At 69.9% G+C, this 15,111-nt stretch carries 13 protein-coding genes; 8 read left to right on the top strand and 5 right to left on the bottom strand.

The features are described from left to right. Positions 1–26: 26 nt before the first annotated feature. The 4 genes from ACF8ML_RS16875 to ACF8ML_RS16860 form a co-directional block, all read right to left on the bottom strand. Entirely contained in the window at positions 27–1,346 is a 1,320-nt protein-coding gene (locus ACF8ML_RS16875) for an MFS transporter (protein ID WP_392407467.1), read from the bottom strand. Between the two features lie 121 nt (positions 1,347–1,467). Continuing rightward, positions 1,468–2,346, bottom strand: a complete 879-nt coding sequence (locus ACF8ML_RS16870) for an SMP-30/gluconolactonase/LRE family protein (protein ID WP_016446247.1) — start codon at positions 2,344–2,346, stop codon at positions 1,468–1,470. Between the two features lie 46 nt (positions 2,347–2,392). After that, entirely contained in the window at positions 2,393–3,325 is a 933-nt protein-coding gene (locus tag ACF8ML_RS16865; RefSeq protein WP_017403843.1) for a 3-keto-5-aminohexanoate cleavage protein, read from the bottom strand. Positions 3,326–3,393: 68 nt separating this feature from the next. Continuing rightward, positions 3,394–4,188 carry an SDR family oxidoreductase gene (locus tag ACF8ML_RS16860; protein WP_046988026.1) on the bottom strand — a complete coding sequence of 265 codons (795 nt, stop codon included), beginning with the start codon at positions 4,186–4,188 and terminating at the stop codon, positions 3,394–3,396. A gap of 138 nt (positions 4,189–4,326) precedes the next feature. On the opposite strand from ACF8ML_RS16860, the gene ACF8ML_RS16855 reads away from it, so the two are divergent. From ACF8ML_RS16855 to ACF8ML_RS16820, 8 genes are all read left to right on the top strand, one after another. Further along, positions 4,327–5,082 carry a GntR family transcriptional regulator gene (locus tag ACF8ML_RS16855; RefSeq protein ID WP_016446244.1) on the top strand — a complete coding sequence of 252 codons (756 nt, stop codon included), beginning with the start codon at positions 4,327–4,329 and terminating at the stop codon, positions 5,080–5,082. Between the two features lie 64 nt (positions 5,083–5,146). After that, the gene (locus tag ACF8ML_RS16850; protein ID WP_016446243.1) at positions 5,147–5,374 is read left to right on the top strand and encodes an AbrB/MazE/SpoVT family DNA-binding domain-containing protein; all 228 of its coding nucleotides are present in this window, start codon (positions 5,147–5,149) and stop codon (positions 5,372–5,374) included. After that, positions 5,371–5,787: a putative toxin-antitoxin system toxin component, PIN family gene (locus tag ACF8ML_RS16845; protein ID WP_016451596.1), complete on the top strand. Its 417-nt coding sequence runs from the start codon at positions 5,371–5,373 to the stop codon at positions 5,785–5,787. Before ACF8ML_RS16850 ends, ACF8ML_RS16845 begins: the two co-directional genes overlap by 4 nt. Positions 5,788–5,799: 12 nt before the next feature. Continuing rightward, entirely contained in the window at positions 5,800–6,717 is a 918-nt protein-coding gene (locus ACF8ML_RS16840; RefSeq protein WP_392407464.1) for a pseudouridine synthase, read from the top strand. 106 nt (positions 6,718–6,823) lie between these two features. Continuing rightward, positions 6,824–7,372 (top strand): TetR/AcrR family transcriptional regulator, encoded by a 549-nt coding sequence (locus tag ACF8ML_RS16835; RefSeq protein WP_016446240.1) that lies wholly within the window; start codon positions 6,824–6,826, stop codon positions 7,370–7,372. A gap of 1 nt (position 7,373) precedes the next feature. Further along, positions 7,374–9,149, top strand: a complete 1,776-nt coding sequence (locus tag ACF8ML_RS16830) for an MFS transporter (RefSeq protein ID WP_392407462.1) — start codon at positions 7,374–7,376, stop codon at positions 9,147–9,149. Between the two features lie 29 nt (positions 9,150–9,178). Next, positions 9,179–10,390 (top strand): efflux RND transporter periplasmic adaptor subunit, encoded by a 1,212-nt coding sequence (locus ACF8ML_RS16825; protein ID WP_392407461.1) that lies wholly within the window; start codon positions 9,179–9,181, stop codon positions 10,388–10,390. Then, positions 10,387–11,841, top strand: coding sequence for an efflux transporter outer membrane subunit (locus ACF8ML_RS16820; RefSeq protein WP_392407460.1), 1,455 nt, complete (start codon positions 10,387–10,389; stop codon positions 11,839–11,841). Before ACF8ML_RS16825 ends, ACF8ML_RS16820 begins: the two co-directional genes overlap by 4 nt. On the opposite strand, the gene ACF8ML_RS16815 is transcribed toward ACF8ML_RS16820, so the two are convergent. Then, positions 11,842–15,042 (bottom strand): tetrathionate reductase subunit A, encoded by a 3,201-nt coding sequence (locus ACF8ML_RS16815; protein WP_392407458.1) that lies wholly within the window; start codon positions 15,040–15,042, stop codon positions 11,842–11,844. Between the last annotated feature and the right edge of the window lie 69 nt (positions 15,043–15,111).

Genomic DNA, 15,111 nt, shown 5'->3' with positions numbered 1-15,111 from the left:
GGAAAGATGGGTGGAGGAAAGCGGAGTCAGGCGGTGGCGGTGGAGGCGGCGTTGCCGCGCGTGCCCAGCTGCAGGGCCACGCCGCCCAGCGCGCAGCCGGCCATGACCAGGAAGCACAGGGCATAGCCGCCGGGGCTGGTCCAGCCGCCGCCCAGGGCGATCAGGCTGCCCATCAGCACGGGCGCGATGCCACCGCCCACGAACATGGCGGTGGTGATGATTCCGTTGGCCGTGGAGGTGGCCGCAGGCTGGGCGCAGTCCGAGGCCACCGCGTAGTAGATGGGCCAGACCGCATTGGCGACCAGGCCGAACAGCAGCTGCATCAGCACGACCAGGGCCATGGTGTCGGCGAAGTAGAAGGCGCCCACGCTGGCGGCCATCCACAGGCCGCAGATCACCAGGGTGACGCGGCGCCCGATCACGTCCGACAGAGCCGGCCAGACCAGCTGGCCCAGGATGCCGGTGAGCGTGAACACCACGCTCATGCCTGCCGATTCGGCCAGCGACAGGCCCATGATGTTGTAGAGGTAGGCGGGCAGCACCACGTTGATGCCCATGTAGACCACCTGCGTGAGCAGGGTGTTTCCAGCCGTCAGGGCGATGCTGCGGTTGGCCAGCGTGCTGCGCAGGGTGCGCCAGGCCTGGCCTTTTTCCACCTGCGCCGCCACGCTGGCCTGCGGCGGGGTCATGCCCCGGGCGGCGATGTCGGCATACAGCAGTTCCATCTTCTGCGGCGTGGAGTAGCGCGCCCAGAACCACATCAGCGGGATGGCGACGACCAGCGCGACAAAGAACACATAGCGCCAGTTCTCCTCGCCGAAGGCGTACAGCACAAAGCCGGCGACCAGGCCGCTGAGCATGGCGCCCACCGGATAGCCCGTGTGGTGGGCGCCCAGCGCGAAGCCGCGCCGCTCCACCGGCCACCACTCGGCGGTGTTGCTCACGCCCACGGGCTCGCCCCAGCCGGCGCCCAGGTTGACGCCGACGCGCAGCGCCACGAAGCCCGCCAGGCTGCCGCTCAGCGCCTTGAAGCCCGAGGCGAACGACAGCGCCGTATAGCCCAGCACCAGGGGCACCTGAAAGCGTGCGCGCTTCCAGCCCGCGCCGTAGCGGTCGCTCCAGATCGCGCCGGTAATGTCCAGCACGGCCAGGGCCAGCATCACGATGGTGGCCACCGTGCCCCATTCGTCGGCCGACAGGCCGAAGTGCCGGGAGATAGTCGGCCCCAGCCGCAGCACGATCTCGCGGTCGTAGGCATTCAGAACCCAGATCAGCCAGCAGACCAGCAGGGATACCCATGAATAGCGGTGGATCTGGCGCAGCGAAGCGCGCGGGGCCTGGGCCATGGCGGTCTCCCGGGCACCAGCGGTGGGTGCCGTTTCATTGTTGTGTGGATGAAGGCGCCGCTTCGCGGGGCGGGCGGCGTCGCGGTGCGAAGGCTCCGGGCCTGCATGCCCGGCTCCGTGCTCAGGCGCCGAAGCGCTGCTCGGGCAGGCCACGCACGCCCAGCCCCTTGACGGCAAACAGCGCGCCACGGGACTGGCCGTCGCCCGGGAAACGCGGCAACGGCGGCTTGCCCATGGAGGTGACGTACAGCGTGTCGAGCCCGGGCCCGCCGAACATCACGCTGGTCACCTTGCGCACCGGCATCTCTATCACCCGGTCCACCCGGCCGTCCGGCGTGTAGCGCACCAGCTGGCCCGCGTACACCAGGGCCTGCCACAGGCAGCCTTCGGCATCGACCGTGGCCCCGTCGGCCGCGCCGCCACCGCTGGTGTCGACCGGGGCAAAGGTCCGGCGGCCGCTGGCATGGCCCGTGGCCGTGTCGTAGTCGTAGGCCCGGATCTCGCCGCTCCACGTGTCCGAGAAATAGAGCGTCGTGCCGTCCGGGCTCCAGCACGGGCCGTTCGAGCAGATGATGCCCTCGTCCAGCACATGCAGGCTCAGGTCCGTGTCCAGCCGGTACAGCCGCGCCGAAGGCTGCTCCTCCAGGGTGTCCATGGAGCCGAAGACGAAGCGGCCCTGCCGGTCCACCTTGCCGTCGTTGAGCCGGTTGCCGGGAAGGTGGGACTCGGGGGCGACGACCAGCTCCAGCTCGCCGCTTTCCAGGTCCAGCGTGTGCACGCCGCCGTGCAGCGCCACCAGGGCCGAGCGGCCGTCGCGGCGCAGTGCCATGGAGCCAATCTTCTGGCCGACTTCCCAGGCGCGCAGTTCCCGCCCGTCGGCCGTGCAGCGGAAGATGCGGCCGTCGAAGCTGTCTATCCAGTACAGGCGCTGCTGCCCGACGTCCCACAGCGGGCCTTCGCCCAGCGTGGTCTTGAGGTCGGCGACGATATCGATCTGCATGGGAGTCTCCTGTTTTGTGGCATGGGGGCTGGCCCGGGAAGGCGGTTCAGAAGGCCACGTTGGCCGCACCCTTGAGGCCCAGCATGCTGCGCGCCTCGTCAGGCGTGGCGACGTCGACATTCAGGGCCTCGAGCACGGTGCGGATGCGGCGCACCTGCTCGGCGCTGGAGGTGGCCAGCTGGCCCGGGCCTATCCACAGAGAGTCTTCCAGCCCCACGCGCACATGCGAGCCCATGGCCGCGCCCATGGTGGCCAGCGGCAGCTGGTTGCGCCCGGCGCCCAGGATGGACCACTGGTAGTTGCTGCCCAGCAGGCGGTCGGCCGTGCGCCGCATGTGCATCAGGTCCTCCGGGTGGCCGCCGATGCCGCCCAGGATGCCGAACACCGACTGCACGAACACGGGCCCCTGCACCAGCCCCCGGTCCACGAAATGCGCCAGGTTGTGCAGGTGGCTGATGTCGTAGCACTCGAACTCGAAGCGCGTGCCCTGGGCCTGGCCCAGCCGCAGGATGCCTTCGATATCGGCAAAGGTGTTCTTGAAGACCAGGTTGCGGCTGTTTTCCAGGTGCTCGCGCTCCCAGGCGTGTTCCAGGTTCGGGAAGCGCTCCAGCATGGGGAACAGGCCGAAGTTCATCGAGCCCATGTTCAGCGAGGCCAGCTCGGGCTGGAACTCGGTCACGGGCCGCATGCGCTCTGGCACCGTCATGTGCGGGCTGCCGCCCGTGGTGATGTTGACAATGGCATCGCACTCGGCACGGATCGCCTTGAGAAAGGGGCGGAACAGCTCAGGGTCCTGCGAAGGGCGTCCGTCGCGGGGATCACGGGCATGCAGGTGCACGATGGCGGCGCCGGCCTCGGCGGCATCGATGGCGGCGCGGGCAATCTGCTCGGCCGTCACGGGCAGGTGGGGCGACATGCTGGGCGTGTGGATGGCGCCCGTGGGCGCGCAGGTGATGATGGCTTTGGTGCGGGTGGCCATGGAAGGTCCTTGCAAACGGTGAAAAAGGCGAGAGGAGTAGAGGTGGGGGGAGGACGAGGAGAGGGCGCTCAGCTCAGCGCCTGGGTCAGGCCATCGACGGCCAGTTCCTGGCCCGTGACATGGCCGGCCAGCGGGCTGGCGGCAAACACGGCCATGTTGGCAATGTCGCGCGCCGTGGCCATGCGGCCCAGCGCGGCCTGGTGCGTGTAGCTGCGCGTGACGTCCTCCAGCGGCAGGCCGCGCGCCTGCGCCTTGGCGGCAATCACGTCGCGGATGCGCGGGCCGTCCACGGCGCCCGGCAGGATGGCGTTCACCCGGATGCCGTCTGCGCCCAGCTCCAGTGCCAGCGACTTGGTCAGGCCGATCACCGCCCACTTGGACGCCGAATAGGCCGTGCGGCCCGGCATGCCCAGGTGGCCTGCCGCCGAAGACAGGTTGACGATGGCCGCCTGCCGGCCCTCGCGTGCCGATTGCCGAAGCCGGGGCACGGCCAGCCGCGTGCACAGGAAGGCGCCGGTGATGTTCACATCCAGCGTGCGCTGCCAGTCGGCCAGCTCCAGCGTCTCCACCGCGCCCGTGGGGCCGGCCACCCCGGCGTTGTTGACGAGGATGTCCAGGCCGCCCAACTCGTTGTCCACGGCCTTGAACAGGGCCTGCACCTGCAAGGCATCCGACACATCGGCAAGACGGCCGCTGGCGCCGGGCAGGGCGGCAGCCAGCGCATCCAGGCTGGCCTGGGCCACGTCACAGACCATGACGCGCGCGCCGGCCTCGGCAAAGGCGCGGCTGATTTCCAGGCCGATTCCGGCGGCGCCCGCCGTCACCAGGACGCGCTGGCCGGCCAGAAGATCGTTTTTCCACATGCGGGGACTCCTTGGGAACTCAAACAAAGGTGAAAGGGATTCGGGTTGGGTTTGGATTTTGTATCTGTGATCACAGATCAAATATGGTGAATACCCTATGAGGCATGACAGCGGCGGCGCCGCGCTACCATCGCCGCCATGGCCATCAACGAACTAGTCACCCCACTCAAACGGCAGACCCTCAGCAGCGATGTCTATGCACAGCTCAGGGAATTGCTGATCACGGGCCAGATGATTCCGGGCGAGCAGATCTCGCTGCGCACCACGGCCAGCGCGCTGGGCGTCAGCGTCATGCCCGTGCGCGAGGCCGTGCACCGGCTCGTGGCCGAGCAGGCGCTGGAACTCACGCCCAACCGCGCGCTGCGCGTGCCCTTGATGACGGAAAGCGCCTTCCGCGAGATCACCCGCATCCGCGTCAACCTCGAAGGCCTGGCCACGGAGCAGGCGGCCCGGCAACTGCCGGCCGCCGGGCTGGAACGCATCGCCGCCCTGCAGGACCGCTTTGCGGCCGAGATGGCCAGCGCCTCGCCGGACGGCGCGCGGCTCATCGCCTTCAACAAGGATTTCCACTTCGCCGTCTACAGCGCGGCCGGCATGCCCATGCTGCTGCAGATGATCGAGGCGCTGTGGCTGCGCATAGGCCCCATCCTCAACCACGACATGCGCTCGGGCTCGCGCCGCGTGAGCGAACAGGTGGCGGTCGGCCACCACGCGCGCCTGGTCGAGGCCCTGCGGCGCGGCGATGCGCCCGCCGCCAAGGAGGCGCTGCGCGGCGACATCGAAAGCGCGGCCGACTACATTGTTTCGGCGGGCGTGCTGGTGACGGCGGACAGCGGGTTGAACGGCGTGAGTGGACTGAGCGGGCCAGCCTCGCCAGGTGAAGAAACCCGGTGAGACGCAGAGGAATGAAGTAAGGAAGTAAGATTTCCGTGTTTTCTCTGATTTGCAGGAGCCGGCCATGCTTGCCAAATTGACGTCGAAGAACCAGATCACCCTGCCCAAGGCCGTGGTGTCCGAGGTGGAGGCCACCGAGTATTTCGAGGTGGCCGTGGAAAACGGCCGCATCGTGCTCACGCCCGTGCACCTGCAGCGCGTCCAGCGCGCACAGGCCGTCCGCGACAAGCTGCAGCAGATGGGCATCACCGAAGAGGATGTGCAGGAGGCGACCTCCTGGGCGCGCAAATGATGCGTGTCGTCCTGGACACCAACGTCGTGCTCTCGGCATTGCTGTTCACGTCGGGCCGCCTTGCGTGGATACGCCGGGCCTGGCAGCAACAGCAGTTGCAGCCCCTGGTCTGCAGGGAAACGGCCAGCGAACTGCTGCGTGTGCTCGCCTATCCGAAGTTCAAGCTGTCAACGGCCGAGCAACAGGCCTTGCTGGAGGATTTCCTGCCCTGGGCCGATGTCGTCACACTGCCGCAGCCCTGGCCTGCATTGCCGCTGTGCCGGGACGACAAGGACCAGGTGTTCCTGGTGCTGGCGCATGTGGGCCGGGCCCGGGCGCTCATCACGGGTGATGGCGATCTTCTGGCACTGCGCGACGAGTTTCCCGGCCTGATCGTGACGCCCGATGAATGGGCTGCGCGGCAGGCGCTCTGAGGGCTGAAACACATGCACAACGCCCACGACCCCAAGGTTCTTCCCATACGCGACGGCGTCAGCCCCAGCTGCGTGGTGCTGCCCAGCCAGGGCGGCGGGTTGCTGATCGATTTTCTGGCCGAGCGCCTGCCGGCCGTGGCGCGCGAGGACTGGCTGCGGCGCATGGCGCAGGAAGAGGTGGTGGACGAGCACGGCCGTGCCGCCCATGCAGGCACGGCGTTTGCGCCGGGCCTGCGCTACTACTACTACCGCGAGCTGCAGTCCGAGCCGCCCATCCCCTTCGAGGCCGAGGTCCTCCACCGCGACGCGCATCTGCTGGTGGCCGACAAGCCGCATTTCCTGCCCGTGGTGCCGGCCGGCAGGTACCTGCAGCAGACGCTGCTGGTGCGGCTCAAGCGCGAGTTCGACCTGCCCGAGCTGTCGCCCATCCACCGCATCGACCGCGATACGGCGGGGCTGGTGGTGTTTTCGGTGCAGCGCGCCACGCGCGGCATCTACCAGGCGCTGTTCCGCGACCGCGCCATACACAAGACCTACGAGGCCGTGGCCCCCTGGCGCGAGAACGTGGTTTTCCCGCGCACGCATGAAAGCCGCATGGAGGAAAGCGGCCATTTCTTTCGCATGCACGAGGTGGCCGGCACGCCCAACACCCGCACCCACATGCAGGTGCTGGAGCAGCGCGGCCCCTGGGCGCGCTACCGGCTGGAGCCCGAAAGCGGCAAGCGCCACCAGCTGCGCGTGCACATGGCCGCCCTGGGCCTGCCGCTGTGGGGCGACGGCTTCTATCCCGAAGTGCATGACATGCCCGAGGGCGACTACTCGCGCCCGCTGCAGCTGCTGGCGCGCAGCCTGGCCTTCACCGATCCTCTGGACGGCCAGTCGCGGCGCTTTGACAGCCGCCGCCAGCTGCTGCCGCTGACCGACCTGTAGAGGCCTTGCCGCTGCCGGAAACCGCTGGCTTTTTTGCCCATGGCCACGCCATGGGATAGGCCGGCTGCGGACATTTAACGGACAACTTTGTCCGATAATTGTCCGCATGACTTCCAAAAGACCCAGTGCCGATATCCGCCGCGCCCAGCTGCTGGACGCGGCCGATGCCGTGTTTTCCGAGCATGGCGTGACCGCGCCGCTGGACCTGGTGGTCGAGCGCGCCGAGGTCGGCCGCGCCACGCTGTACCGGCAGTTTCCTGACCGGCGTGCGCTGATGCTGGCGCTGCTGGAGCGTTCGCTGGACAGCATGCGCAGCGCGGCCGAAGCCATGGCCGAGGACGACGATGCCTTCTACAAGCTGCTGTCGCGCCTGGCCGAGCGCATTGCGGTCTCGGCCCCCATCACCGATTACTGGCGCACCGTGGAGCGCGGCGACGAGGTCATCGCCCAGGCCCGCGTTGCCATGTGGCAGATCTTTCGGCCGGCCATGGACCGGGCCGTGGCCTGTGGCCATTGCCGCCAGCCGCTGACGCAGGCCGAGCTGTCCCTGGTCTTCGGCATGCTGGGCGCCTCGCTGCGCGGCGAGACGCCGCAGCAGCGGCGCACGCTGGCGCGCAAGGCGCTGCAGATCGTCTGGCAAGGCCTGAAGGCCTGACATGGCCACCACACCCACTCCACCGGGGCCCGTGCTGCCCCCGTCGCCCCCCGTCGTCTACCTCAAGCCCCCGCCGGACTGGGAAGAGCATGAAAAGCCCAGCCTGCCGGGCTCGCCGTCCATGCCGCTGCACCAGCCGGCCGTGCGCGCCGCCTATGGCCTGATCGCCGTGCTGGTGGCGCTGACGGGTGGCCTGGGCAATGCACTGTTCACGGCCAACCTGCCCACCATCCAGGGGCAGATGGGGCTGACGTCTTCCGAGGCCGCCTGGCTGACCGGCGCCTACGTCATGCTCAACATGACGGCCAACCTGCTGGTCTACAAGTTCCGCCAGCAGTTCGGCATGCGGCTGTTCGCCGAGATCGGCCTGGGCCTGTATGCGCTGCTGACGCTGCTGCACCTGGTGCTGGGCAGCTACACCAGCCTGCTCATGCTGCGCGCGGCCAGCGGCCTGGCGGGCGCCACCTGCAGCACGCTGGGCACGCTCTACATGCTGCAGGCCGCGCCGCGCAAGCATGTGCTCAAGATGCTGGTGATCGGCGTGGGGCTGGGGCAGATCGCCACGCCGCTGGCCTGGATCCTGTCGCCGGGCCTGCTGTTCAACAGCGAGTGGCACAACCTCTACCTGTTCGAGGCCGGCCTGGCCCTGATCTCGTTCGCGGGCGTGGTGGTGCTCAAGCTGCCGCCGGGCGTGCATATCCGCAGCTTCGAGCGGCTGGACTTCCTGACCTTCTTCCTCATGGTGCCCGGCGTGGGCCTGCTGATCTCCGTGCTGGTGCAGGGCTACAACCACTGGTGGCTGGACACGCCCTGGCTGGCCTGGATGCTGATCGGCTCCATCGTCCTGCTGAGCGTGGCGCTGTACATCGAGCACCACCGCCGCAATCCCATGCTGCAGACGCGCTGGTTCGTGCTGGCGCCCACGGTGCGCTTCGTGATCGGTGCGCTGCTGCTGCGCTTTCTGACCACCGAGCAGACCTATGGCGTGATCGGCATGCAGCGCATGCTGGGCATGACGGTGGACCAGATGCAGCCGCTGTTCATCGTCATCCTGCTGGGCACCATCGCGGGCATTGCCGTGTCGGCGCTGACCTTCGGGCTGGAGAACATGGGCAAGCAGATCGTGGGCTCCATCGTGCTGTTCGCGCTGGCGGCCTGGCTGGACCACAGCCGCACCAGCCTGGCCCGGCCCGAGGACTTCTTCGGCAGCCAGTTCCTCATGGCCGTGGGCGCGGGCCTGTTCATGGGGCCGCTGATGCTGATCGGCGTGGTGCAGGGCCTGAAGTTCGGCGCGCACTACATGCTGACGGCCATCGTCACCATCTCCATGACGCAGGCCATGGGCGCGCTCATGGGCTCGGCCGTGCTGAGCACCTACCAGATGCACCGCGAGCAGGTGTATTCGGCCGCCATCGTGGCCGACGTCGATCCCACCGACCCCATCGTGGCCGACCGCCTGCGCCTGCAGCAGCAAAGCCTGGCCCGCGTCATTGCCGACCCGGCCCTGCGCGCGGCCCAGGGCACGGCCCAGCTGGCGCAGGCCGCACGCCGCGAGGCCAATGTGCGCGCCTACAACGACGTGTTCGCCCTCACGGCCGGCGTGGCCGTGCTCTACCTGCTGTGGATGCTGGCCCTGGCCGGCCGCGCACGCCAGCGCGCCTTCGTGGAGCGCATGCGCGCCGCCGCTGCCGATGCCTCGGCCATGCGCGGCACCGATGCCGCCGCGCCGCAGGACGCGCCGGGCCAGCCGCCCACCCAACCCGTCGCCCGCGCCTGAAACCGTTCGCCCAGAGAAAAGACAACAACATGAGTGACTCCGAAAATTCCAATGGCGGCACGGCCGCCTCTGCCTCGCCTGCGCCGGCTCCCGCTGCGGCGCCTTCGCCTTCGCCCTCGCCATCGCCCAAGCTCATCAAGCCCTCGCTGCGCAGCGTGCTGGTGATGCTGGTGGTCGCCCTGGCCGGCGTGCTGCTGGTGCTGCGTGCCTGGAACCTGTTCCCCTTCGCGGGCACCGTGGTCAGCACCGACAACGCCTATGTGCGCGGCGCCGTCACCGTGCTCGCGCCCCAGGTCAGCGGCTATGTGACCGAGGTGCTGGTGCAGGACTACGAGAACGTCAAGGCCGGCCAGCCCCTGGTGCGCATTGACGCCCGCACCTACGAAGCCGCCCAGGCCCAGGCCCAGGCCCAGCTGGCCAATGCCCGCGCACAGCTGGCCAATGCCGACCAGACCCAGGCGCAGAACCGCGCCACGCTGGGGGCCAGCCGCGCCGGCCTGGCGGCGGCGCAGGCCGAATCCGACCGCGCCGCAGCCGAGCTGCAGCGCGTGCAGGCGCTGTCCGAGCGCGGCTCCGTCTCGCTCAACGAGCGCGACAAGGTGCGTGCCACCGCGCGCCTGGCGGCCACCAACGTGGCCAAGGCCCAGGCCGACATCGAGATCAACGCCCAGAAGATCAAGGCGACGACGGTGAACCGCGCCTCGCTCGAAGCCCAGGTCCAGATGGCCGAGGCGCAGTTGCGCCAGGCCCAGATCAACCTGGACAACACCGTGGTGCACGCGCCAGGCGATGGCCAGGTCAGCGAGGTCGGCGTGCGCCGGGGCCAGTACGTCACGGCCGGCTCCCAGCTCATGTACGTGGTGCCGCACACGCTGTGGGTGGTGGCCAACTTCAAGGAGACCCAGACCGCCCAGGTGCGCATAGGCCAGGCTGTGCGCTTCAGCGTCGATGCGCTGGGCGGCGCCCACCTCACGGGCCGCGTGCTGGAGATCGCGCCGGCCACAGGCTCGGAATTCAGCGTGCTCAAGGCCGACAACGCCACGGGCAACTTCACCAAGGTCGTGCAGCGCCTGCCGGTCAAGATTGCAATCGATCCCGACCAGGAGCTGGCCGCGCGGCTGCGCGCGGGCATGTCGGTGGTGGTGCGGCTGGATACGGCGCAGCCTGAGCCCCAACCCGCACGGCAAGCCGCACAGCAACCCGCACGGCAGCCCGCACCCCAACCGGAGGCCCGCCCATGACCGCCCGCGCACTGGCCATGGCCATCGCCTGCGCCGCCGCGCTGGCCGGCTGCAGCATGCCGCCGCTGAGCACCGCGCCTGAAGCGGCCCGGCCCGCCATGCCCGCCCAGTGGAGCGGGGCAGGGCAGGAGCCTGCCGCCGCCGTCCAGGCATCGTGGTGGCAGGCCTTTGGCGATCCGCTGCTCACGCGCTGGGTGGAACTGGCCCAGTCCCGCAACAACGATGTGCTGCTGGCCCTGTCGCGCGTGGATGAGGCGCGGGCCAACCTGGATGTGGCAGGCGCTGCGGGCCTGCCCCAGCTCTCGGCCACGGCCGGCGCCTCCACGGGCCGCAGCCTGGGCGCGCGGGGCCTGGCGCACACGCGCTCGGTTCAGCCCGGCCTGCAGGCCAGCTGGGAGCCTGATCTGTGGGGCCGCATCGCCCACCTGGAAAAGGCCGCTGCCCTGCGCCTGCAGGCCAGCGAGGCCGACCGCGACGCCGTGGCCCTGGCCGTGGCCGCCACCACGGCCCAGGCCTATGTGGGCCTGCGCTCGCTGCAATCGCAGCTGCAAGTGGCCCAGGCCACGGCCCGCTCGCGCGAACAGGCCCTGCGCCTGGCCGACGAGCAGGCGCGCGTCGGCTACACCTCGCAGCTACAGCTCACCCAGGCCCAGGCCGAGCTGCAGGGCGTGCAGCAGGCCGTGGAGCAGCTGGAGCTGTCGCTGGCGCGCCAGCGCACGGCGCTCCTGCTGCTGGCCGGCGGCGAGGGTGACGAGCAGGCCGCCGCGCTCATGGCAACAACCGACGGCCAGTCCGCTGCGCTGGGCGCACCGCCGCCTGCGCCGGCCGCCGGCCTGCCTTCGGCCTTGCTGCAGCGCCGCCCCGACATTGCACGGGCGCAGCTGCAGCTGGCGGCCGCCGACGAAAGCCTGGCCGTGCAGCGCACCGCCTTCCTGCCCCAGGTCTCGCTGACGGCCAGCGCCGGCAGCCTGCTGGTCAATGCCCTGCAATACCACCCGGCCACGGTCTGGGCCCTGGGCGGCAGCGTGCTGGCGCCGCTGTTCACGGGCGGGCGGCTGCAGGGCCAGTTCGACGCCGTGACCGCCCAGCGCGACCAGGCCGCCTATGCCTATCGGGGCGTGGTGATCAAGGCCCTGGCCGATGTGGAAAACGCCCTGGTCGGCACCCGGCGCCTGCAGTCGCAGTGGCAGCACGCCAGCGAGCGCGAGGCGGTGCTGCAGCGCTCCCTGGGCTTTGCCAAGGACCGCTACGAGGCCGGCTACGCCAGCTACCTGGAAGAGCTGGACGCCCAGCGCAATCTCTACCAGGCCCAGCAGGAAGTCATACGCCTGCGCCAGAGCCAGCTGGAAAACGCCATTGCGCTGTACCAGGCGCTGGGCGGCGGCTGGCAGGCCGACGCTGCACCAGTCGCTGCACCTGTCGCTGCACCTGTCGCCAGCCCCGCCCGCTGATCAGACCTTCTCGATGCGCGCAGGCAGGCCCTGGCGCACCGCGGCGCCCGACACCCAGTCCACCCACACGTTTTTGCAGCCGGGCCGCGTGGGATCGGCAAAGCCCAGGTCGTTGAGGTTCACGCCATTGGCATGCTCTGCGTTCACCGGCATGGGCTGGCCGTCGATGCTGTGGCGGCCTGCGCCCAGCTCGCGGTGGCCGTAGCCGTGCTCGATGGCCACGGTGCCCGGCATCACGCCGTCGCGCACCATGGCCACGGCCGTCACCGCGCCGCCCGGCGTGCGGATGCGCACCGTGTCGCCGTTGGCGATGCCCAGCCGCTCGGCGTCATCGCGGTGCAGGGACACCGGGTTGTGCGGATGCACCTGGCGCAGCCGCGAGACGGCAATCGACATGGAACTCATCAGGTTGGACTTGTAAGAGGTCAGCAGCAGCGGCCATTGCTGCTCGCCGAAATGCGTGCGCATGGCGCTGCCGTCGGCCAGCCGCGCCGGATACCAGGTGGGGCAGCCGCTGTAGCGCTCGCCCGTCATGGCGTGGCGCATGCGGGCCAGCTCCTCGCTCCAGACCTGCAGGGCAGGCGCGTGGGCCTTGCGGGTGTGGCCGTCCTTCCAGGCGTCCTCGATGCGGTCGAAGCGCCCGCCGCGCGTCAGCAGCATGGCCACCTGGCGCCATTCATCGTCCTTCAGGCGCTGGCGCAGCGCGGGCACCAGCCTGTCCACGCCGGTGATGGCGATGTCGTCATCGCTGGCCGCCGGCACGGGCTTGCCGCCTGCCCAGGCCACGTTGGCCAGGGCATGGATGAAGAAGTCCTCGGCCGAGCGCAGCGCATGGGGCTGGCCCTGGGCGTCCTTGATGGCGGCCTCGCCAAAGCCGGGCAGGCCCAGCCGTTCTGCCACGGCGAAGAGAAAGCTCTCCACGTTCACGGGCTGGCCGCCGGCCGTGCGCGCCACGGCAGGCTGCACCACGGGCCAGCGCACGGTGGAGCTTTTGGCCACCACGTCGGCCCAGGGCGCCGAGATGCCCCAGCTCTCGTAGGTCACGGTATCGGGCACGATGAAATCGGCCAGCGCGCTGGTCTCGTTGATGAAGGGGTCGATGGAGACGATCAGCGGCAGCTTCTTCGGGTCCTTGAGATCGTCCACCAGCGCATTGCGAAAGCCCGCAATGCCGTAGACGGGGTTGCTCATGTGGTTGATCCAGGCCTTGGCGCGGTAGGGGTAGCCGGCCAGCGCGCTGGCCAGCATCTCGCTGGACAGGCCGCCCACGGCCGGGTACCACGGGGCCTGGGCGGCGGGGTAGTCCTTCGCGCCCTCGGGCTGGCCCTCGCGCTTGCGCTGGAATTCCGCGCTTTTCTCGTAGGGCTGGCGGTGGCGTGACAGCGCCAGGCCGCGCGGCTTGACCTTGCCGTCGAAGTTGGCGAAGTCGTAGCGCGGGCCCGGGCCGAAGGGGCCGAACGGGCCGGCATCCAGCACCAGGCCGCCCTGCACGTTGAGGTTGCCCACCAGGGTGTTGAGCATGCTGATGGCGTAGGCGGTGTAGAAGCCCGCGCCGCTCATGGTGCCGCCATGCGCATCGGCCACGGCGCGCTTGCCATGGCTGGTGAACTCGCGCGCCAGCGCCTCGATCTCGCCGCGCGCCACGCCGCACAGCGCCGCGTATTCGTCCAGTGTCTTGAGGCTGGCCTGCTCATGCAGCTTGGCCAGCGAGGAGCAGACCGACAGCTCGGGGGCCTGGTCCGCGCCTTCGGCCTTCAGGCCGGGCACGGCCACGCGGGTGCGCACCATCAGCTGTGCAGGCTCGGCCTGGGTGTGCGGCGCCAGGCTGCCATCGGCACGCTGCACCACGAACACATCCTGGGCCGGCTTGCCGTCTTCGGCTGGCGCGGGCAGGGCCCAGCCCAGGTCGGCGCCGCGCAGAAAGCTGCCATGGCGCGGGTGGCCGGGCTCGTTGACCAGCAGGTGCGTGGCATTGCTCCAGGACGCCTCGCCCGCCGCCTGCATGGCGGCCGGGCCGGGCTGGGCGAGAAAGCCCGTGTCATGGCGCGCCTCGTCCAGGATGACGCGGATCAGCGCCATGGCCAGGGCCAGGTCGCTGGCCGGCTTGACGGCCAGCCAGCGGTTGCCGCTGCCCGCAGCCAGGCTGGACGAGGTGGGCAGCACGGGCGAGACCACCACGTAGCGGAACCGGTTGTCCTCGCGCGAGCGGGCCTCGGCCAGTTCGCGGCCCTGGCGCTGGAAGGGGTTGCCGGACTGTGCGGGCGCCGCGCCGATGAACAGGCCGAAGCTGGCATGGCTCCAGTCCGGCTTGCCGTGCGGCATGCCGGGCAGGTCGCCCAGGGCCGCTGCCGCACCCACGCGAAAACTCTGGCCGCAGTAGGCGCCGTGGTTGCTGACGTTCACGGTGCCGAAGGACGGCCCCGCAAAGCGGCGCAGCAGCTGGGCGCGGCCTTCGTTGGAGGCGTCGGTTACCAGCAACTGGTTGGAGCGCGGGCCGAACTCGGGGTTGTCGACGTCCAGCGGCGTCTTTGTGTCCCAGATGGCACGCAGGCCATCGACCTGGCCTTCGCCGAACAGATTGCCGCCCTCGCAGACTTCCTGCACCAGCTGCTCGAAGGAAATGCTCTGCCAGCGGCCGCTGCCGCGCGGGCCCACGCGCTTGAGCGGGGTGAGCACGCGGTGCGGTGCACTCTGGTGCTCCAGCATGGACGAGCCGCGCGCGCAGGACGTGGCCCGGCCCTCCAGGCCCAGCTCCTTGCCCAGTTTGGCGTAGACCTCGCGCACGGGTTCTTCCATGGCGGCCGGGCGCGTGGTGGCCAGCGGGTGGTAGGGGTTGCCTGCCACGCGCAGGATGCGGTTGCTGGCGGTATCGACACGCACGCGCACGCCGCACTGCGTCCAGCAGCCCAGGCAGCTGGACGGGCTGACCACCTGGCCGGGCTGGGTGGCGAGCGCGCCCGTGGCCGGGTCGATGCGGAACTCCGGCGTCAGCGAATTGCCGCGCGTGGCGCTGGCTGTGGGCGTGCCCGAGCTGCCTGTCACCAGGCCTTTGGCGCCACGTGCCAGCGTCTCGCCATAGCCGGCCGCAAAGGCGGCCAGCCCACCGGCGGTGAGTCCGCCGCGCAGCAGCAGGCGGCGGCGTGTGGCCTCGGCATCCAGGGAATCTTCGGGGGCTTGGGGGAGTTTCTTCTTGTCGGTCATGAAAGGCTTTCTGTGGCGCGGCTGGCCGGTGGCGGGCCGCGCTCCGTGAATGGGTGAGGGGTCGTCAGG

Origin of the sequence: Delftia sp. WSY_10, assembly GCF_043104705.1 — a bacterium.
GTDB lineage: Bacteria > Pseudomonadota > Gammaproteobacteria > Burkholderiales > Burkholderiaceae_C > Comamonas > Comamonas tsuruhatensis.
Note: the sequence above shows the minus strand (reverse complement) of the source record. Positions and strands in the feature narration are given on the sequence as shown.